Below are 19,780 nucleotides of genomic sequence, written 5' to 3' on the forward strand. Positions count from 1 at the left end.
ACTCCTCACGCGCCCGCGGGCGAACTCCGGGTGATCTCCGACAGCAGGGTGTCCAGCGAGTCGTCCGCCATCCGCCGCGCGCGCTCGTCCGGCACGGCGTCGACGATGTGGGTGAAGTTCCAGAACAGCCGGCCGTGGCTGGAGTTGATCGTGGCGACGAAGTAGCCGTTGACCGAGATGCCGGTGAGGAACTGCGCGTCGGAGACCTCCCACGGCCCGATCCGGTCGGGGAAGGCGTGGCGGCCGATGTTGGACGAGCACAGGTTGATCGGCCCCTCGGCCTCCATGAACTCCATGAAGGGCCGCGCCTCGGCCAGTGACGGCGGGCACGCGCCGACGACCATCGTGACGAGGTTGAAGTGGTCGCCCCGGCGCTTGCGCTCGGCGAGGTCCTCGGTGATCGCGCGGGCCAGGTCCCAGAACGGCAGGGCCGGGTCGACCACGGACGGCATGGTGGCCACGTAGGTGCCGACCTCGTCGGGCCGCACGGGCGGTTCCAGCTCGCCGCGGAAGTCGATCGGCGAGCCGACCGCGAAGTGCCCGTGCCCGCCGCCGGCGTCCGCGGCCGCGGCGCGCACCAGGGCGGCCGTGATGGCGCCGTGCACGGTGGTGCCGTGCTCGCGCGCCGCCCGGGCCACGGCGTCCAGCTGCTCACCGGTCAGCTCGCGGTGCACCAGCCGGGACCGGCGGCCGTCCAGCGGCACGCGCGTGGTCGGCTCGACCCGGCCCGGTTTCGCGCGGGCCATCAGCTCCTCGTCGCGGGCGGTCTGCTCGGCGAGCCGGGCCGCGCCCTCCTCGCCGGTGTGCCGCGCGGGCCGCAGGTCGTCGGGCGGCGGCAGCTCGCGGGAGGACTCGACCGGCCCGCCGTCGGCGGCCAGCTCCAGCCACTGCTGCGCCAGCGTGAGCACGGTCGTGCCGTCGGCGATGATGTGCGGCACGACGACCAGCAGGTCGTGCACGTCGTCGTCACCGCTGATCACCACGGCCCGGGCGAGCGGTCCGGTGGCCGGGTCGACGCGGTCGACCAGCTCCCGCTCGTTGACCTCCCGGACCCACTGGTCGTCGTGCTCGCGGCGGACGTGCCGCAGCGGGATCGGGCGGTCGGTGGGCACCCACCGCGGGTCCAGCCCGTCGTCGTCCGCGATCGCGAGCCGCAGGAAGGGGTGCCTGGCGCGCAGGGCGTCCAGGCCGCGGCGCAGCACGTCGGCGGGCAGCGCGCCGCGCACCCTGGTCCGGGAGACGACGTTGAGCGTGGAGAGCTGGTCGCACATCCAGTACCAGCGCTCCACCGGGGACAGCGGGCGGATCGGCGTGGCCATCACTCGACTCCCGGGAAGATCAGGGCCTGCTCGTTCTGCCGGTCCAGGGTCTTCTCGGGCACGAACCGGAAGTACAGGCCGCGGGCGAGGGTCTGGAACGGGTTCTGGAGCTGCTCGGTGCGGCTGAGGCCGCGCGAGGCGAGCACCATGCCCCGCGCCCGCTCGCGGCGGCGGTCCTCGTAGGCGCGCAACGCCGCCCGGGGGTCGTCGATGGTCTTGAGGCAGTGCGCGAGCACCGCGCCGTCCTCGATGGCGATGGCCGCGCCCTGGCCGAGGCTGGTCAGCATCGGGTGGGCCGCGTCGCCCAGCAGGGTCACCGGCCCGTCGCCCCACCGCTCCAGGAACGGCCGGTCCTGCGCGGGCAGGCTGGTGATGCCCTCCTCGGGGGTGGCCGCGATGACCTGCTGGACCTCGTCGGCCCACCCGGCGTACAGGCGTTGCAGCCCCGCCTTGCCGCCGCGCCAGTCGGCCGCCCGCCCGGCGGGCACGTTCTTCGTGCCCCACCAGTAGACGTCGCCGCCGCCGATGTCGACCAGGCCGAACCGCTGGCCCCGGCCCCAGTAGTGGGCGGCGTAGGCGTGCGTGACCCGGGGGTGGGAGAACTTGGGCGTGGCCCGCCACACCACGTAGTTGTAGTCCAGGGGGCGCTCCGGGCCGGTGATCGCGCGGCGGATGGCGGAGTTGAAGCCGTCCGCGCCGATCAGCACGTCGGCGCGGACCTCGCGGCCGTCGTCGAAGGACACCACGACGCCGTCGCCGTCGTGGGTGTAGCCGGTGGCCGTCGCGCCCAGCTCCACCTTGGCGTCGGACGCCTGCTCCAGCAACGCCTGCTGGAGGCTCGCCCGGTGGATGGCCAGGTTTGGCTGCCCGGTGCGGCGGGCCAGCTCACCGAAGTGGATCGTCCTGATCGGACGGCCGCGCTTGGTGAGGAAGCTCAGCGACTCGAACACCACCGACCGGCCGGTGAACTCGGGCGTGACGCCGACCGCGGCCAGCGCGGTGAGCGCGTTGCTCATCAGCGACAGCGCCGAGCCGACCGGGCGCAGCTCCCGGGCCCGCTCGTACACCTCGACCTCGAACCCGGCCCGGCCCAGCGCGGCGGCGGCGGTGAGCCCGCCCATGCCCGCGCCGACGATGACGATCTTCTTGCGGTTGCTCACGGTGCGGTCCCCTCGGCCCGGTTCGGGCTCAGCAGCGTGGTGATGGCGTCGGCGACGCCGGCGACGTGCGGCTCCTCCATCAGGACCAGGTGGTCGCCGGACACGGTGACGACGTCCAGCCGGCCGGTGGTCCAGTGCCGCCAGCCGTTGTCCGGCTCGGCGTGCAGCGTGCCCGCGGCGCGGTGCATCGGCTTGAGCGAGTCCGGCAGCGGCCCGTCCGCGCGCAGCAGCGTCACGTCCAGGTCGGTCACCGGCGGCCGGTAGTCCAGCAGCGCCCGCCAGTTGGCCCGGAACAACTCGTAGAGCCGCTTGACGGTGGCGCGCGACGTGCCCCAGGGCAGGACGCCGGCGCTCATCGCGCGGTCGAGGACGCGGTCGAGCTTCTCGTCCTCGGAGAACTCCGCCGGCAGCGGTTCGACCGAGTCCAGGCTGCGCTCGAACCACACCAGTTCCCAGTAGAAGAACTCCATCAGCGCGTCGTCGCCGACCGCCACGTCGTGGTCGCGGCGCATGGTGATCGAGTCGAGCAGCACCAGCTCCGACACCGCGTCGGGGTCCTCGGCCCGCAGCACGCGCGCCATCTCGTAGGCGACGAACCCGCCGAAGGACCACCCGCCGAGCACGTACGGGCCCTCGGGCCGCACGCGCCGGATCGCGGCGAGGTAGGAGGCGGCCATCTCCTCGATCGACCGGGCGGGCGTGCTGCCCTGGTCGCTGCCCGCCGCCTGCAACGCGTAGACCGGCTGGTCCGGTGGCAGGTGGCGGCTGATCGGCAGGTAGCACAGCACGTGGCCGCCCAGCGGGTGCACGAGGAACAGCGGCGGCCGGTCGCCGTCGCGGCGGATCGGCACCAGCGGGTCGAACTCGGCCACCGCCGACTTCACCCGCAGCCGCTCGGCCAGGCCCGCGACGGTCGGCGTCTCGATCAGCGCGGCCAGCGGCACGCCGACGCCGTAGCGCTTCTCGATCGTGACGACGAGCCGCATCGCGGTCAGCGACGTGCCGCCGCTGGCGAAGAAGTCGTCCTCCACGCCGATCTCGGACACGTCGAGCAGCTCGGTGAAGACCTCCGCGAGGGTGCGCTCGTACTCGTCGCGCGGCGCGACCCGCTCGGCGGAGTCCGCCCGGGCCAGGGGGACCTGCCGCAGCGCCCCGTCGTCGCGCTTGCCGCTGGGCGTGAGCGGGAAGGCGTCCAGCCACCCGAAGTGCGACGGCACCATGTACTCGGGCAGCTCGGCGCGCAGCGACCCGGCCAGGTCGGCCACGTCCACGCCGTCGGCCTCGCCGGTGAGGAACGCGGCCAGGAACGCGTCGCCGTCCGGGCGGGTGCGGGCCACCACCGCCGCACCGCGCAGGCCCGGGTGGCGCTCGGCCTGGCGCATGATCGCCAGCTCCACCTCGGCGGGCTCGATGCGGAACCCGCGGACCTTGACCTGGGTGTCGGCGCGACCGAGCCAGACCACGGTGCCGTCGGGCAGCAGCCGGCCGAGGTCGCCGGTGCGGTAGAGCCGGGCGCCGTCGCGCCACGGGTGCGGCAGGAACCGCTCGCGGGTCAGGTCGGGCGCGCGGTGGTAGCCGCGGGCCAGGCAGTCGCCGCCGAGGAAGATCTCGCCCGTCACGCCGAACGGCACCGGCCGCAGGTCGCGGTCGAGCACCTGCACCTCGACGCCGTCCAGCGGGCGGCCGATCGGCGGCAGGTCCGGGAAGCGGGCCGGGTCGCCGGTCAGCGTGTGGTAGGTGACCTGGTGCGTCTCGGTGGGCCCGTACTGGTTCTCCAGGATCAGGCCGGGCACGGCGGCGGCGAAGGCGCGGACCTCCTCGGTGACGCGCATCTGCTCGCCGGACGACACGACCACCCGCAACGCGCGCGGCCGCACGCCCACCGCGTTGGACGCCTCCGCCAACCGCTGGAACGCCACCGCGGGCAGCAGCACGCGCTGCACGTCGTACCGGTCCAGCAGCCGCAGCAGCGCGATCGGGTCGAGCCGCGTCGCGTCGTCCACCAGCCGCAGCTCGCCGCCGCCGCACAGGGTGGAGAAGATCTCCTGGAACGACATGTCGAAGCTCAGCGGCGCGAACTGGAGCGTGCGCAGGCCCGGCTCGCCGCTGGGCACCCGCAGCTGCCACTGGGTGTACCCGGCCCACATCCGGTGGGTCAGCTCGACGCCCTTGGGCCGGCCGGTCGACCCGGAGGTGAACAGCAGCAGCGCCAGGTCGTCGAGGTCCGGCGCGGGCAGCCCGACGCGGCCCGGGTGGTCGGCCGTCACGTCGGCGACCGGGATGACGATCCCGTCGTCCTGCGCCACGTGCGCGTGCTCCGGGTGCGCGATCACCCGGTGGGGCCGCGCGGTGTCCAGGATCAGCGCGAGCCGGTGCGCCGGGTAGCTCACGTCCAGCGGCACGCACACCAGCCCGGCCCGCAGCACGCCCCAGATCACCGCGATCATCTCCGGCGACCGGTTGAGCGCCACGCCGATGGTCGCGCCGGGCCCGGCGCCGCCGTCGAGCAGCCTCGCCGCGACCGACCGGGACACCCGGTCCAGGTCGCGGTAGGTCCACGCGGGCTCGTCGCCGAACGCGACCGCGGGCGCGTCGGGCGTGGCCTCGGCCTGGCGGGTGAACCGGGTGACCACGTCCACCAGCGGCTCGGGGTGCGGCACGACGTCCCGGCGCGGCGCGAGGAACGCGAAGTCGACCGCGCCGTGCGGGTCGGCCACCAGCTCGCGCAGCACGCCGACCCAGGTGTCGGCGATGAGCGCGGCCTGGTCGCGGGTGATCGTGCGGCCGTCGGTGTCCACGCGCAGGAACGTGCCGTCGCCGACCGGGTCGGCGATGACGTTGACGAACAGCGAGAAGTTCGTCTCCTCCCACACCCGCAGGTCGGTCAGCTCCCGCAGCGGCTCCAGCACGTGCAGGTCCACGTAGTTGAACGCGGTCTGCAGCACGCCGCCGTGCGCCTGCTGGATCGCGCTGAGCGGGAAGCGCCGGTGCCCGTGGCCGTCCCGCTCCTGCCGGAACAGCTCGCGGGCCACGTCGAGCCGGCTGCGACCGGGCACGTCCACGCGCACCGGCACGGTGTTGAGGAACAGGCCCACCATCCGGTCCGCCTCGGGCAGGTCCGGCCTGCCGTGCGCGACGACGCCCGTGACCACGGTGTCGGTGCGGGCGAACAGGTGCAGCGTGAGGCAGTGCGCGGCCAGCACCAGCGACTTGACCGGCAGCGAGTGCTCGGCCGCGGTCGCCCGGACCCGGTCGAGCAGCTCGGCGGGCAGGTCGACGCGGTGCGACGCGAACCGCGGCTCCTCCACGGGCTCGTGCGCGCGGAACCCGTCCAGCGCGGTGGTGGCCGCGCCGCGCAGCAGGTCCGCCCAGTAGGCCGCGCTCTCCGCCGAGGCCAGCGCCCGGCGTTCCTCGCGCACCTGCCAGGCCGGTGACGGCGCGGCGGGCGGCGCGGGCTCGCCGCGGTAGAGCGTCATCAGCTCGACGATGACATTGGCGACGCTCCAGCCGTCGAGGATCGCGTGGTGGAAGCTGAGCACGAGGTCCAGCGCGTCCTCGCGGACGAACGCCGTGAACAGGTGCAGCGGCGCGCGATCCAGCTCGTAGCGGTGGAACCGGCGCTGCTCGACGTGCCGGGAGATCACGTCCTCGGCGTCGGCGCGACCGCGCAGGTCCACGACCTCCAGCCCGCCGGTGACGTGCTCGTGCACCAGTTGCAGCGGCTCGGTGAACCCGGCCAGGTCGAACGACGACCGCAGCGCCGGGTGCCGGGCGAGCACGGCGTCGAACGCGCGCCGCAACGCGCCCTCGTCCCACGCCGCGGCGAACCGGTAGCGGAACACGTCGTGGTAGACCGAGGAGTCCGGGTGCCTGGTCGAGTGGAACAGCAGCCCCAGGCTGAGCCGGTTGACCGGGAACGCGTCGGCGAGGCCCGCCAGGCGTGGTCGGTCCACTTCGGACACCAGCTCGAACGGCGCGAGCCGCGCCTCGGGCGCGACGGCGGCCGACAGGTGCCCGGCCAGCTCGGCGACGGTGGGGTGCCGCAGCAGGTCCGCCGGTCCGAACCGCAGCCCGCGCCGCTCCGCGCGGGCCCGCAGCCGCAGCATGACGATGGAGTCGCCGCCCAGCGCGAAGTAGTTGTCGTGCACGCCGACCTCGGGCACGCCGAGCACCTCGGCCCACACCTCGGCCAACTGCGCCTCGACGGGCGTGCGCGGGCGGCCGTCGCGCGGCGCGCCGACCACCTCGGGCAGCCGCCTGCGGTCCAGCTTCCCGTTGGGCGAGAGGGGAACGGCGTCGATGCGCACGAAGAACGCGGGGATCAGGTGCTCGGGCACCGCCCGGGCCATGGCCGAGCGCAACGCGGCCGGGTCCAGCTCCTCGTCGGCCACGTAGTAGGCCACCAGGTGGGTGCCGAGCGCCTCGGAGTGCCGGTCGACCACGGCCGCCTCGCGCACGCCGGGCAGCGCGGCCACCTGGTCGCGCACCTCGCCCGGCTCGACCCGGTTGCCGCGGATCTTGACCTGGTCGTCCACCCGGCCGAGGTACTCGATCGTGCCGTCGGCCAGCCGCCGCGCCCGGTCGCCGGTGCGGTAGAGCCTGCCGTCGCCGGTCAGGTGGTCGGGCACGAACCGCTGCGCGGTCAGCTCCGGCCGGTTGAGGTAGCCGCGCGCCACGCCGACGCCGCCGATGTGCAGCTCGCCGGGCGCGCCGAGGGGCTGCGGCCGGCCACCGCGGTCGAGGACGTGCAGCCGGACGTTGTCGATCGGCGAGCCGATCGGGACGCGGGTGGGCGTGCCGGGCGGGCAGTCGTACGCCGAGACGTCGACCGTGGCCTCGGTGGGCCCGTAGAGGTTGACCAGGCGCGCGGAGTCGCCGAACACCCGGTTGAACCGGGCCACCTGGGCCGGCGGCAGCGCCTCGCCGCTGCAGAACACCAGTCGCAGCGAGGAGGCCGCGCGGCGCGCGTCCGGGTCGTCCTCCAGCAGCTCCAGCAGCGGCGCGAACATCGACGGCACGAAGTGGATCACCGTGACGCCGTCGCGCTCGACCGCGCGCAGCACCTCGCGCGGGTCCTTCTCCGCGCCGGGCGGCAGCAGCGACAGGCGGGCGCCGGTGAAGCCCCACCAGAACAGCTCCCACACCGAGACGTCGAACGAGACCGGGGTCTTCTGCAGCAGCACGTCGTGCTCGCCGATCGGGTACCGGCGCTGCATCCACCACAGCCGGTTGACCACCGACCGGTGCTCGACCATGACGCCCTTGGGGCGACCGGTGGAGCCGGACGTGTAGATGACGTAGGCCAGGTCGCGCGGAGCGGCCGACGGCGTCACCGGCCCCTCGTCGGGCAGGTCCGCCACGCGCAGGGCGGCGCCCACCGGTGCCAGCGCCGCCGGGTCCACCTCGACGTCGCCGAGCAGGGCGACCGCGGCGCCGCAGTCCTCCAGCAGGAGCCGCACCCGTTCCGCCGGGTAGGTCGGGTCGACCGGCACGTACGCGCCGCCCGCGAGCTGCGCGCCCAGCACGGCGGGCAGCAGGTGCGGCCCGCGTTCGACCAGCACGGCCACCGGGTCGTCCCGGGTCACGCCCCGGGCGCGCAGGGCGGCGGCGACCGCGTGCGCGCGTGCGGCCAGGGCCGCGTACGTGACGGGGGTGCCGTCCGGCTCGACCAGCGCGACGCGGTCCGGCGTCCGCTCCACCTGCCGGGCGAACAGCTCCGGCAGGGTCACGTCGTCGGGGAACGGCGCGTCGGTGTCGTTGTGCGCGTGGACCAGGTCGTGCCACTCCTGCTCGGACAGCGGGTCCAGCTCGCCGACCCGCTGCCCGGTGGCGGTGGCCAGCGCGCGGAAGTAGGCCAGGACGTGCCGTGCGGCGGCCTCGACCGGGAAGTCCGCGTCGAACACGTCGGTCGCGCACTCCAGGTCGACGCGCGGGTTCTCGGTCCGGTCGAACTCCGACACCCAGATCGCCAGGGCGTCCTGGTCGTGGGCGTGGGTGCGCGCCACCGTCTCGTGGTCCAGGCCCGGAGTCGCGGGCGGCCTGCCCAGGTAGGCCACCGTCGTGTCGAACAGCGGCCCGTGCCCGGCCAGGTCGCCCAGCGGCAGCCGCTGGTGCTTCAGCAGCGCCCTGGTGCCCTGCCGCACCCGCGAGAGCACCTCGTCGGTCGTCAGCTCGGCGCGGGCGTCGACGCGCATCGGCAGCGTGTTCGCGAACTGGCCGACGGTCTGCTTGGCCGCGCCGCCGGAGCGGTTGAGCACGGGGACGCCCAGGACCACCTCGTCGACCTGGTGCACCTTCGCCAGGTACAGCGCGACGGCGGTCGAGAACACCACGAACGGCGACTCGCCCCGGTCGCGGATGGCGTTGACCAGCGCCCGCTCCAGCGGGAACGAGTACCGCCGCACCCGCCGCCGCCCGCGCGGGCTGCGCCGCGGGAACAGGGCGGGCTCCACACCCGCCAGCGCCTGCTCGAAGAACGCCCGGTCCGCCTCGTGCCGCGCCGAGCCCTCGTAGGTGTCCGCGCCGGTCAGCTCGGCGAACGACGGCGCGGGCGCGTCCTGGCCCAGGTACTCCGCGCGCACCCGGGCCAGGAACAGTTGCAGGCCCCACGCGTCACAGATCAAGTGGTGCGTCCGGACATATGCGTATATGGTGCCGCCCGCGTTCAGCAGGACCAGGTCGACCAGCCGGTCACCGGCCAGGTCGTAGGTTGTTGAAAATTCATCCCGGAGCCACCCCTCGACTTCGGACTCCCGATTCAACCGCACCCGGCGAACCGTGAATTCAACGTCGTCGGCGACCCACTGGTACGGCGTCCCGTCCTCTTCGGAAAAGCGAAGGCGAAAGGCGTCCGTCCTGGCCGCCGCCGAGGTCATGGCCTGGACCAAGCGGTCCTCGTCCACGTCGCCGCGGTAGCGGTCATAAATGAAGACGGTGTACTGGTCCAGCTCCGGAAATTGAGCCGCGGCCACCCAGATGTCTCGTTGGTAAGGCGACAGTCGAATACGAGCAGAACTACCCACCGAGCCCCCAGTGTGCTGCACCGAACCTGATCCGTGATTCCGCCGGCTAGCGGGGCAACCGTATCAAGGCCCCTGACTTGATTCCAGCGAGGGCGTTTGTCACTTGGCACAATTGTCACCGAGGACAAAACGCGAGGGGTTTTCGCTGCGGTCAGCGCGGCGCGGCGCCGTGGTGCGTGCGGCCGATCAGGGCGGCGAGCAGCTTGCCCGCGCCGGACACCGTCTGCGGGTGCAGGCCGGTCAGCGCGGCGATGCGGCGCAGCCGGTAGTCCACCGTGCGCGGGTGGACGGTCAGGTGCCGCGCCACCCGCTGCCGGTCGCGGTCGAACGCCAGGTACAGGTACAGCGTGTGGATGAACTCCTCGTGGTCGGCCAACGGGTCCAGCAGCGCCGTCATGGTGGACGTCAGCTCGCCGTTGGCCAGCATCGCCTCCTCCAGCGGGTGCGCGTCCACGCTCGTCGGGCTGTCCGCCAGCGCCAGGCTCGCGTACGTGGCCGCCCGGCACGCCTCGGCCACCAGCTCGTCCCGCTCGGCGCCCCGGCCGACCCGGGACACGCCGATCGGCAGGTTGGCGAACAGCTTCTCCAGCCTGCGCACCAGCCGTTCCTGCTCCGCCCGCACGGTGCGCGTGGACGTGCCGGAGACCAGCGCGGTCACCCGGCCCGGCGCCACCACGTGACCCGTGCAGCGGTCGAGGACGTGCGCGCACACCTGCCGGCGCCGGTCCGGCCCGTCCGCGCACGTGGTGAAGTCGACCGTGACGGCCGCGAGGTGGGACGGCTCGGTCCCCTCGCCGTCGACCGGCACGGCCGCGTCCGGGCGCGCGTGCCCCCGGTGGTCGGGTTGGGTCGGGATCCGCCGGGCATGCTGCGATAACTCCGGTTGCGCTGCCATGAACACTTCCCCCAGGGTTCTGCGACGATGCACAACTCGTCACGGTCGGTGACGAGCCCGGTACACGGCTTCGAGTCAACCAACCGCCACATGAGCGTGCACCCGTCCAGATGGACCAATAGGGAGTCGCGGTGGGCCGACATCCGGGCTAAGGCAGGCCGCCGGCGTTCCTGATATCGGGTGAGCGATCAGCCCGAACGGCGGGCGACGAAGGTTGTGGGCAGGACGACCGGTTCCCGACTCGGCGCGGCGCCCTCCAGCCGCGACAGCAGCAGCCGCGCGGCGGCCTCGCCCATCTCCCGCATCGGCTGGCGCACCGTCGTCAACTCCGCGTGCGCCGCGATGGGTATGTCGTCGAACCCGACCACCGCCACGTCGTCGGGCACCCTCCGCCCGGCCGCGGCCAAGGCGCGCATCACGCCCAGCGCGGACAGGTCGTTCTGCGCGAACACCGCGTCGAAGCGCAACCCGGTGGCCAGCAGCTTCTCGGTGGCCACCGCGCCCCGGTCCGTGCCGAAGTCGCCCTCCACCACCAACCTCGGGTCGACGTGCACCCCCGCCTCGCCGAGCGCGTCGAGGAACCCGTCGAGCCGCTCGCGGACGCACCCGAAGTTCCCGGGCCCGGTCACCACGGCGAAGTTCTCGCGCCCGGCCGCCACCAGGTGCTGCGCCGCGGCCTGCGCGCCCTCGCGGTTCGTCGTGCAGACCGAGGGGAACCCGGGCCGGCTGCCCCGGTCGTCGATCATGACCACGGGCAGGCCCTGGTCGTGCAGGGTCTCGATGTAGCTCAGGGTGTCGGGCGGCTCGATCACCAGCAGGCCGTCGAACGCCTTCGCGGACACGTGGCTGGCGAACTGGGCCAACGACTCGGACCCCCGGTTCACCGTGTAGAGCAGCAGCCCGTACCCCTCGGCCTCCAGCTCGTCCACCGCGCCCTGCACGACCTCCCCGGTCCACGGCCAGGTCAACGAGGGCACCAGCATCCCCACGGTCCGCGCCCGCCCTCGGGCCAGCCCGACCGCCCGGGCACTGGGCACGTACCCGACGTCCGCGATGACCTGCCGCACCCGCGCCGCCGTCGCCGCGTCCACGTCCGGTTTGCCGTTGAGGACCCGGGACACGGTCGCCTTGCTCACCTGGGCGCGTTGGGCGACTTCAGCGATCGTGACTCGCACGGCGAACTCCTCGACAACGGTGGCGGGGACCCCGAAACCGGTACCGAAACCGGTTACGGACACGCAGTCAACCGCTACGCGCACGCACCGTCAAGGGTCGACGGCCCAGCGCCGACCAGGACAGACCACCCCGAACCACCCGGGCGCACCCGTCCGGGCGTGCCCGTCGTCGCGGGCCCACCGGGGACCGGCGGGTGACGGCTCCGCCCGGAACATCGCCACGTCCCGCCGAACCCCCGCTTCGGTAGGGTCGGTCCCATGGGGACGATCGAGGCCGTGAGCCGCAGCGCGGACCACACCTTCACCAAGCCGAACCACGACTCGATCACCCTCCTCGCCGGACTCGGCGTCGAGGGCGACGCCCACCAGGGCGTCACCGTGAAGCACCGCTCACGCGTGAAGCGCGACCCGACCCGGCCGAACCTGCGCCAGGTCCACCTGATGCACGCCGAGCTGCACGACGAGCTGAACGCCTCCGGCTTCCACGTCGCCGCCGGGCGACTCGGCGAGAACGTCACCACCCGCGGCGTCGACCTGCTCGCCCTGCCGACCGGCACCCGCCTGCGCCTGGGCCCGGACGCCGTGGTCGAGGTGACCGGGCTGCGCAACCCGTGCCCGCAGATCGAGGCGTTCGAAGCGGGCCTGCTCGAGGAAGTCGTGGGCCGTGACGAGCACGGCAACGTCGTCCGCCGGGCGGGCGTCATGTCGGTCGTCCTGGTGGGCGGCGAAGTCCGCCCGGGCGACGAGATCCGCGTCGAGCTGCCCGCCGAGCCGCACACCCCCCTCGCCCCGGTCTAGCGGACGAGCGGCGGGGTGCGCCCCGGACCCGAGCCGCTACCGTCGACCACCGTGGCTGGACTCCTCACCGGCAAGGTCGCCCTCGTCACCGGCGCGTCCGGGCTCCTCGGGCACGGCATCGCGCTCTGCTTCGCGCGGGCCGGGGCCGCCGTCGTGGCGCACACCCGACGAGGTGACGTGACCGCGCTCGTCTCCCGGATCACCGCCGCCGGCGGGCGGGCCGTCGGCCTCCGCGCCGACCTGTCCGAAGAGGACGAGTGCCACCGGCTGGTCCACGAGGCGGCCGAGTGGGGCGGACGACTGGACGCCGTGGTCAACAACGCGGGGGTGCAGCCCGTCCAGGACCTCGCGAGCCTCACGGCCGCCCGGTGGCGCGCCGTGGTGGACCTGAACCTCACGAGCGCGTTCTGCTGCACCCAGGCCGCCGCCGCGGTGCTGCCGGCGGGCGGGTCGGTCACCCACATCGCCTCGATCGAGGGCACGCACCCCGCCGCCGGGCACGCCCACTACAGCGCGTCCAAGGCCGCCCTCATCATGCACGCGCGTTCGGCCGCCCTGGAGTACGGGCCGCGCGGCATCCGCGTCAACACCGTCTCCCCCGGCCTGGTCGACCGCCCCGGGCTGGCCGACGACTGGCCCGAGGGGGTCGACCGGTGGACCCGCTCGGCGCCGCTCGGCCGGCTCGGCCGCCCCGAGGACGTTGGTGACGCCTGCGTTTTCCTCGCCTCGCCGATGGCGTCGTGGGTCACCGGGAATAACCTGGTCGTGGACGGTGGGATCTCCGCCCGACCCACCTGGTGAGCCATTCCCGGTGAATTGGAAACGTGAGCCGACCGATTGCGACATCTCGGTGAGATGCGAATTCCGTCGAATAGCGTTCACGTGATCCGGTCACCCTTTCGACATGCGACCGACACGAACCCTCATGGCGTCCCTGTTCGCATCCGGCCTGCTGGCCGCCCCGTTCCTGGCCACCGGGACGGCGTCCGCCGCGCCGCCGGAGACGGACCTCGTGCTGGCCGTCCACCAGGAGGAGACCGGGGTCCAGTCGACCCGCCTGACCTGCGACCCGGCGGCCGGCGAGCACCGGGCGGCGCAGGCCGCGTGCGGCGAGATCGCGGCCGCGGGCGGCGACTTCACCCGGCTGCCCGGCACCGATCCGCAGCTGTGCACGTTCGACTACCAGCCCGTGACCGCGATCGCGTTCGGTTCCTGGCGCGGTGAGCCCGTGCGTTACGTCCACGAATTCCCGAACCGGTGCGTGATGGAGCAGGAGACCGGCACGGTCTTCTCGTTCTGATCGCACGCCGACCCACCGCACAATCGACGCCGACCCCGCGACCGGACCCCGGTCGCGGGGTCGCCGCGCATTTCATCACTATTGTGCGTTACCGGTCGGGCACAGGCTGTGCGCTCGTGGCGGTTGTTGTCGCGAAAGTGGTTAGGCCGGCGCAGCGGGGGTAGGTCGGTAGGCGAGAACACCCCGACCTAGAGGAGTCGATCGTGGACGAGAACCAGGTGGGCGCGGTCCGCGAGACCGCCGGACAGGAGGGCACCGCCGTGGCGCAGCACGCCAGGCAGGCCGCCGGAGAGGTGGGCTCGACCGCACGCGAGCAGGTCGGACAGGTGGCCCACGAGGCGAAGGGCCAGGCCAAGCACGTGGTGCACGACATGCGCGAACGCGTCGCCGGCGAGGCCGAGGAGCAGGCGCGGCGGGTGTCGCGGCAGATCGACCGGATCGCCGACGAGCTGGGGTCGATGGCCGAGAACTCCGGCCCGGACTCGCTGACCGCAGGCACGTTGCGCCAGGTGTCCGACGCGGGCCGCAAGGCGGCGCGCTACCTCGACGACCGGGGCGCGCGCGGGCTGCTGGACTCGGCGCAGGACTTCGCGCGGCGCAAGCCGGGCACGTTCCTGATCGGCGCGGCGGTGGCCGGTTTCCTGCTCACCCGCGCGGTGAAGAGCATGAACGCGGGCGAGCAGCCGCAGTCGAGCGGTCCGCAGCCGCAGCACGGCTACACCGACCAGCTGCCGACCACGCCGGTCCCCGCGCACGCCGCCCCGTACCCGGACGCGCCGTACTCGGGCGCGTCGTACCCGGGCGCGTCGACCGCCGCGCCGACGACCGCCGCGCCGACCTCGACGCCGTCGTCGCCGTCCCCGGTCCCGCCGGAGTACGGCACGCCGGCGTCGCAGATCCCGTCGGACCAGCCGACGCCGACCCCGCGCGCGCCCTACCAGCCGGAAGGGTCGTCGTATGTCCAGCGCTGAGACCTGGATGACGGGCGGCGGCCGGGTGCCCGAGAGCCGCGTCCCACCCACCGGCCCGGGTCAGCCCGGTGCGGTCGCCCCCGGTGCGATCCCGCCCGGTCCGGTCCCCTCGGCGACACCGGGCGGCGTGCCGAACGCCGCCGTGCCGCCGTCCGCGCCCCTCCCGCCCTCAGGCGCGGTGCCGCACGGTGCGATGCCGAGCGGCGCGTCGCCCGTCGACGAGGAGACCACGCTCGGTCAGCTCATCGGCGACCTGACCGCCGACCTCTCGCGGCTGATGCGCCAGGAGCTGGAGCTGGCCAAGGCGGAGATCCGGCAGGAGGCCACCAAGGCGGGCAAGGCGGCCGGGATGCTCGGCGCGGCCGGGTTCGCCGGCTACATGACCGCGGTGCTGCTGAGCCTGGCGCTGGCGTTCGGCCTGGCCACGTTCATGGGCCTGGGCTGGGCGACGCTCGTCGTGGCCGTGCTGTGGGGCATCGCGGGCTTCGCCCTGTTCTCGGCGGGCCGCTCCCGGCTGCGCCGGGTGAACCCCAAGCCGGAGCGCACCATCGAAACCCTCAAGGAGGACGCGGAATGGGCCCGTCACCCGACCAAATAAGGAACGACATCGACCGCACCCGCGCGGAGTTGGTGGCGGACGCCAACCGGATCGTCGACCACACCAGGCCGCGCAACATCGCGCAGCGCCGGGTGGACCGCGTCCGGCACCGGATGAGCACGTTGAAGGAGCGAGTGATGGGCACGGTTCCGGACGCCGCCACGACGGTGCAGGACCGCACGGCGGGCATGGCCTCGGCGGTGGGCGAGCGGGCGCAGGACGCCGCGTCGACCGTCGGCGACAAGGCGCAGCAGGCCGCGTCGGCGGTCGGCGAGAAGGCGCAGGAGGCGGCCCACGCCGTCCAGCAGGCCCCCTACCAGGCACGGCAGCAGGCGCGCGGCAACCCGCTGGCGGCGGGGCTGATCGCGTTCGGCGCCGGCGCGCTGGTCGCCACGCTGATCCCGACCACGCGGGCCGAGCAGGACGCCGTGCGGCAGCTCGGTGAGCGCGCGAGCGGCGCCATCGAGCCGGTGAAGGAAGCCCTCGCCGAGTCCGCGCAGAAGCTCAAGGACGACGCGAGCACCGTGGTCGGCGAGGCGGCGGACCAGGTCAAGCAGGTGGCCCAGGACGCCACGCAGACGACCGTGGAGCAGGCGAAGGGCTCGGCCCAGGAGGTCGGCCAGCACGCCCGCGAGTCCGGTCAGCAGATCAAGTCCGAGGCGCGCGGCCAGTAGCGGGTCCACCCGCGGCCGACGACCCGTCGCGCGAGCAGCGCCGACCCGACCGGGGTCCGGCGCTGCTCGCGCGTCGGGTCAGCCCTCCGCCAGCACCGCCCGCGCCACGGCGAACGCGCGGTTCGCGGCCGGGACGCCCGCGTAGACGCCCACCTGCAGCAGCACTTCCTTGACCTCCTCGACCGTCACGCCGTTGCGCAGCGCCGCCCGCACGTGCAGCGCCAGCTCGCGCTCGTGCCCCAGCGCGGCCAGCATCGCCACCGTCACGCACGACCGGGTCCGGCGGTCCAGCCCCGGCCTGGTCCACACCTCGCCCCACGCGTACCGGGTGATGAAGTCCTGGAAGTCCGCGGTGAACGCGTCGGTGCCCGCGATCGCCCGGTCGACGTGCTCGTCGCCCAGCACCTCCCGCCGCACGCGCAGGCCGTCCTCGTGGCTCACAGGTGCCGCTCCAGGATCGCCGACACCGCGTCGGCCGCCTCGACGTTCGCCAGGTGCGCGCCCGGCACGAGGTGGAACGACGCGCCCGGCACCGACTCCGCGACGAACCGGCCGCACTCCGGCGGCGTCGCGGAGTCGGCCACGCCCGCGACGACCGCCGTCGGCGCCTCGATCGCCGGCAGCACGGACCTCAGGTCCGCGGCCGCCAGCGCCTCGCAGCACCCCGCGTACCCCTCGTCGTCCACTTCGGACAGTTCCGCCTCGAACGCGGCCACCACCTCCGGCGAGCGCTCCCGGAACGCCGGGGTGAACCACCGGCCGACCACGGAGGGCGCGACCGAGCCGGTGCCCGACCCGCGCACGGCCGCGGCCCGCTCCAGCCACGGCCGCGCCGACGGGAACCCGGCCGCCGTGCAGCACAGCACCAGCCGCTCGATGCGCTCCGGCGCGTGCCCGGCCAACCACATGCCGACCATGCCGCCCATCGACACGCCGCAGTAGGACACGCGGGCCAGCCCGAGGGTGTCCAGCAGCTCCAGCACGTCGTCGGCGAGGTCGTCGACCCGGTACGGGCCGGGCGGCGCGGCGCTGCCGCCGTGACCGCGGTGGTCGTAGCGCAGCACCCGGAACCGCCGGTGCAGCAGCGGGAGCTGCCGGTCCCACAGCCGGGTCGTGGTGCCGAGCGAGTTGCCCAGGACGACGACCGGCGCGTCCGGCGGCCCGCTCAACTCGTAATGCGGCATCACGGTCGGGTCCTCCCCCGGTGCGCCGCGAGGGCGCGGTCGGTGAACTCGCCCGCGCGGCCGGTGTACCCGGCCGGGTCGAGGGCGTCGTCCACCTCCTTCTCGGACAGGCCGATCCGCAGGTCGGCCAGCAGCGCCTCGCGCAGCGACTGCCCGGCCGCCACCGCGGTCCGGCACACCTCGGCGACCAGGTCCTGCGCCTCGGACCGGCCGATGCGGGCCGCCAGCCGCACCGCGACGTTCTCCGCCATCAGCAGCCCGCCGGTCAGGTCGAGGTTGCGGCGCATCCGCCCCGGGTCGACCCGCAGCCGCGACAGCAGCTCACGGGTGCCCAGCGCGGCCCCGCCGACCAGCCGGAGCAGCTCGGTGACGGTCTGCCACTCGCTGTGCCACGCGCCGGCCGCGCGTTCGTGCTCCTGCGCCATCGCCGCCAGCACCGTGGCCACGAGCCCCGGCACGCGGCGGGCGCACGCCGTCACCAGCACCGCCCGCACGGGGTTCTGCTTGTGCGGCATCGCCGACGACGTGCCGCCCTCGCCCTCGGCCACCTCGGCGACCTCGGTCTGCGCGAGCAGCACCACGTCCTGCGCGATCTTGGCCAGCACCCCCGCGGTCTCGCCCAGCGCGGCCGCCAGCTCCGCCACCCTGGTGCGGTCGGTGTGCCACGGGATGAGCGGCGCGGCCAGGCCGAGCTGGGCGGCCAGCTGCGCGGTCAGGTCGACGTCGGTCGGGTCGCCGTCCGGCCGGACCGCGGCCAGCGTGCCCGCCGCGCCGCCGAACTGCACGGCCAGCCGGCGTTCGCGCACCCTGGTCAGCGCGTCCTCGGCCTCGTCGACCGCGACGAGCCAGCCGGCGCACTTGAGCCCGAACGTCGTCGGCAGGGCGTGCTGGTTGAGCGTGCGGCCGGCGACGAGGGTGTCGCGGTGGCGCTCGGCGAGCCGCTCGCACTCGGCGGCCACGCCCCGCAGGTTCGCCAGGACCGGCCGCAGGGCGCGGTGGGCGACCAGCGACAGGGCGGTGTCCAGCACGTCCTGGCTCGTCGCGCCGTTGTGCACGGCCGCGCGGCCCTCGGCGGTGACGTGCGCGCCGATCGCCCGGACCAGCGGCACGACCGGTGTGCCCGAGGCGAGCGCGGACTGGCCGATGGCCACCGGGTCGTAGTTGCCCACGTCGATGGCCGTGACCACCATCCGGGCGGCCTCCTGGGACACGATGCCCGCCCTGGCCTGCACGATGGCCAACGCGCGCTCGAAGTCGAGCATGGCCCGCAACCACGCCCGGTCGCAGGTCTCGTCGTCGACGTCCGGGTCGGTGAACAGGGTGCCCCAGAGCGAACGCGTGCCCTGCTCGCGCGGCGCGGCCGTCCGGGTGCCGTGCTCAGAGGTCGAAGAAGACGGTTTCATGCTCCCCTTGCAGGTGGATGTCGAAGCGGTAACCGGGGGTGGCGCCTCCGGAGGGCTCGCGCGCCGCGATGAGCGTGGCCCGCCGGGGCGGGTCGATCGAGGCGAGCACCGGGTCCTCGGTGTTGGCCTCCTCCTCGTCGGAAAAGTAGATCCGGGTGACCAGCCGCACCAGCATGCCCCGGCAGAACAGCGACACGTCGAGGTGGGGCGCCTGCCGACCGGCCGACCCGCCGGCGGGCAGCCGGCCGGGTTTCACGGTCAGCAGCGAGTATCGCCCCTCCGGGTCCGTGGCGCTGCGGCCGAAGCCGCGGAAACCCTGCCACCGCACCGCGCCGCGCGGGTCGGCGGGGTGGTCGAACCGGCCCGCCGGGTCGGCCTGCCACGTCTCGACCAGCGCGTCCGGCACCGGCACGCCCGCGCCGTCGTAGACCGCGCCGCCGATCCGGAACGCACCCGGCGTGCCCTCGGGCACCACGAACGGCCCGTCGGGCCACACCAGGCCGAACGAGAAGAACGGGCCGACGGTCTGGGACGGCGTGGTCCGGAGCTCAGTCATCGTCGTCCTCCTCGTCCAGCGGTGTCGGGTTCGCCCCGCGCAGCACGATGTCCCAGCGGTAGCCCAGCGCCCACTCCGGCACGGTGGTGCCGAGGTCGAACCGCGACACCATCGCCGCCCGGGCCCCGGGGTCGCGGACCGAGTTGAAGATCGGGTCCTGGTCGAGCAGCGGGTCGCCGGGGAAGTACATCTGGGTGATCAGCCGCTGGGTGAACGCGGTGCCGAACAGCGAGAAGTGGACGTGCGCGGGCCGCCAGGCGTTGTCGTGGTTGCGCCACGGGTAGGCGCCGGGGTGGATCGTGGTGAACGAGTAGCGGCCCTCGGCGTCGGTGATCGTGCGGCCGACGCCGGTGAAGTTCGGGTCGAGCGGCGCCGGGTGGCGGTCGGCGTCGTGCCGGTACCGGCCGGCCGCGTTGGCCTGCCACACCTCCAGCAGGGTGCCGGCGACGGGCCGGCCGTCGCCGTCCAGCACCCGGCCGGAGACGATGATCCGCTGGCCCTGCGGTTCGCCCGCGTGGCCCAGGGTGAGGTCGTTGTCGCGGGGGCCGACGCGCCCCTCGCCGAGCAGCGGCCCGGTGACCTCGCCGAGCCGCTGCGGCAGCAGCACGAGCGGCCGGTGCGGCGCCCGCAGCACGTTCGACCGGTACTCGGGGTAGGACACGGGCGGGTGCGACGGCGTGTCCGGGCGGTAGGTCCGCACCGCGGTCTCCTGTTCGTCGTGCCGG

General features: G+C 74.2%; 16 protein-coding genes. 6 read left to right on the plus strand and 10 right to left on the minus strand.

Annotation, left to right across the window (positions count from 1 at the left end):
• Positions 1-5: 5 nt before the first annotated feature.
• The 5 genes from ACIGNX_RS17705 to ACIGNX_RS17725 form a co-directional block, all read right to left on the minus strand.
• Positions 6-1,319 (minus strand): condensation domain-containing protein, encoded by a 1,314-nt coding sequence (locus ACIGNX_RS17705; protein WP_396541232.1) that lies wholly within the window; start codon positions 1,317-1,319, stop codon positions 6-8.
• Complete coding sequence (locus ACIGNX_RS17710) at positions 1,319-2,479, minus strand: FAD-dependent monooxygenase (RefSeq protein ID WP_396541234.1); 1,161 nt, start codon at positions 2,477-2,479, stop codon at positions 1,319-1,321. The genes ACIGNX_RS17705 and ACIGNX_RS17710 overlap by 1 nt, the downstream gene beginning before the upstream one ends.
• Positions 2,476-9,522, minus strand: a complete 7,047-nt coding sequence (locus tag ACIGNX_RS17715; protein WP_396541236.1) for an amino acid adenylation domain-containing protein — start codon at positions 9,520-9,522, stop codon at positions 2,476-2,478. The genes ACIGNX_RS17710 and ACIGNX_RS17715 overlap by 4 nt, the downstream gene beginning before the upstream one ends.
• Positions 9,523-9,652: 130 nt before the next feature.
• Complete coding sequence (locus ACIGNX_RS17720) at positions 9,653-10,396, minus strand: PucR family transcriptional regulator (RefSeq protein ID WP_396541238.1); 744 nt, start codon at positions 10,394-10,396, stop codon at positions 9,653-9,655.
• Between the two features lie 188 nt (positions 10,397-10,584).
• Positions 10,585-11,571, minus strand: coding sequence for a LacI family DNA-binding transcriptional regulator (locus tag ACIGNX_RS17725; RefSeq protein ID WP_396541240.1), 987 nt, complete (start codon positions 11,569-11,571; stop codon positions 10,585-10,587).
• A gap of 258 nt (positions 11,572-11,829) precedes the next feature.
• Here ACIGNX_RS17725 and ACIGNX_RS17730 point away from each other — a divergent pair, with 258 nt between their 5' ends.
• From ACIGNX_RS17730 to ACIGNX_RS17755, 6 genes are all read left to right on the plus strand, one after another.
• Positions 11,830-12,369 carry an MOSC domain-containing protein gene (locus tag ACIGNX_RS17730; RefSeq protein ID WP_396541242.1) on the plus strand — a complete coding sequence of 180 codons (540 nt, stop codon included), beginning with the start codon at positions 11,830-11,832 and terminating at the stop codon, positions 12,367-12,369.
• Positions 12,370-12,420: 51 nt separating this feature from the next.
• Positions 12,421-13,170, plus strand: a complete 750-nt coding sequence (locus tag ACIGNX_RS17735; RefSeq protein WP_396541244.1) for an SDR family NAD(P)-dependent oxidoreductase — start codon at positions 12,421-12,423, stop codon at positions 13,168-13,170.
• Positions 13,171-13,273: 103 nt separating this feature from the next.
• Positions 13,274-13,669 (plus strand): SSI family serine proteinase inhibitor, encoded by a 396-nt coding sequence (locus tag ACIGNX_RS17740; protein WP_396541246.1) that lies wholly within the window; start codon positions 13,274-13,276, stop codon positions 13,667-13,669.
• A 203-nt stretch (positions 13,670-13,872) separates the two neighbouring features.
• Positions 13,873-14,640 (plus strand): hypothetical protein, encoded by a 768-nt coding sequence (locus tag ACIGNX_RS17745; protein WP_396541248.1) that lies wholly within the window; start codon positions 13,873-13,875, stop codon positions 14,638-14,640.
• Entirely contained in the window at positions 14,627-15,238 is a 612-nt protein-coding gene (locus ACIGNX_RS17750; RefSeq protein ID WP_396541250.1) for a phage holin family protein, read from the plus strand. The genes ACIGNX_RS17745 and ACIGNX_RS17750 overlap by 14 nt, the downstream gene beginning before the upstream one ends.
• Entirely contained in the window at positions 15,214-15,912 is a 699-nt protein-coding gene (locus ACIGNX_RS17755) for a DUF3618 domain-containing protein (protein WP_396541252.1), read from the plus strand. The genes ACIGNX_RS17750 and ACIGNX_RS17755 overlap by 25 nt, the downstream gene beginning before the upstream one ends.
• A 78-nt stretch (positions 15,913-15,990) precedes the next feature.
• On the opposite strand, the gene pcaC is transcribed toward ACIGNX_RS17755, so the two are convergent.
• From pcaC to pcaH, 5 genes are read right to left on the minus strand one after another with little or no spacing between them, the layout of a single operon-like run.
• The gene (gene pcaC, locus ACIGNX_RS17760) at positions 15,991-16,353 is read right to left on the minus strand and encodes a 4-carboxymuconolactone decarboxylase (protein WP_396541254.1); all 363 of its coding nucleotides are present in this window, start codon (positions 16,351-16,353) and stop codon (positions 15,991-15,993) included.
• On the minus strand, positions 16,350-17,096 hold the full coding sequence (pcaD, locus tag ACIGNX_RS17765; RefSeq protein ID WP_396541256.1) for a 3-oxoadipate enol-lactonase: 747 nt from the start codon (positions 17,094-17,096) through the stop codon (positions 16,350-16,352). Before pcaD ends, pcaC begins: the two co-directional genes overlap by 4 nt.
• Positions 17,096-18,499 carry a 3-carboxy-cis,cis-muconate cycloisomerase gene (gene pcaB / locus ACIGNX_RS17770; protein WP_396541258.1) on the minus strand — a complete coding sequence of 468 codons (1,404 nt, stop codon included), beginning with the start codon at positions 18,497-18,499 and terminating at the stop codon, positions 17,096-17,098. The genes pcaD and pcaB overlap by 1 nt, the downstream gene beginning before the upstream one ends.
• Positions 18,474-19,055 carry a protocatechuate 3,4-dioxygenase subunit alpha gene (gene pcaG / locus ACIGNX_RS17775; protein WP_396541260.1) on the minus strand — a complete coding sequence of 194 codons (582 nt, stop codon included), beginning with the start codon at positions 19,053-19,055 and terminating at the stop codon, positions 18,474-18,476. Before pcaG ends, pcaB begins: the two co-directional genes overlap by 26 nt.
• Entirely contained in the window at positions 19,048-19,755 is a 708-nt protein-coding gene (gene pcaH / locus ACIGNX_RS17780) for a protocatechuate 3,4-dioxygenase subunit beta (RefSeq protein WP_396541262.1), read from the minus strand. The genes pcaG and pcaH overlap by 8 nt, the downstream gene beginning before the upstream one ends.
• Between the last annotated feature and the right edge of the window lie 25 nt (positions 19,756-19,780).

The sequence above is a fragment of the Actinosynnema sp. NPDC053489 genome (assembly GCF_044544865.1).
Lineage (GTDB): Bacteria > Actinomycetota > Actinomycetes > Mycobacteriales > Pseudonocardiaceae > Actinosynnema.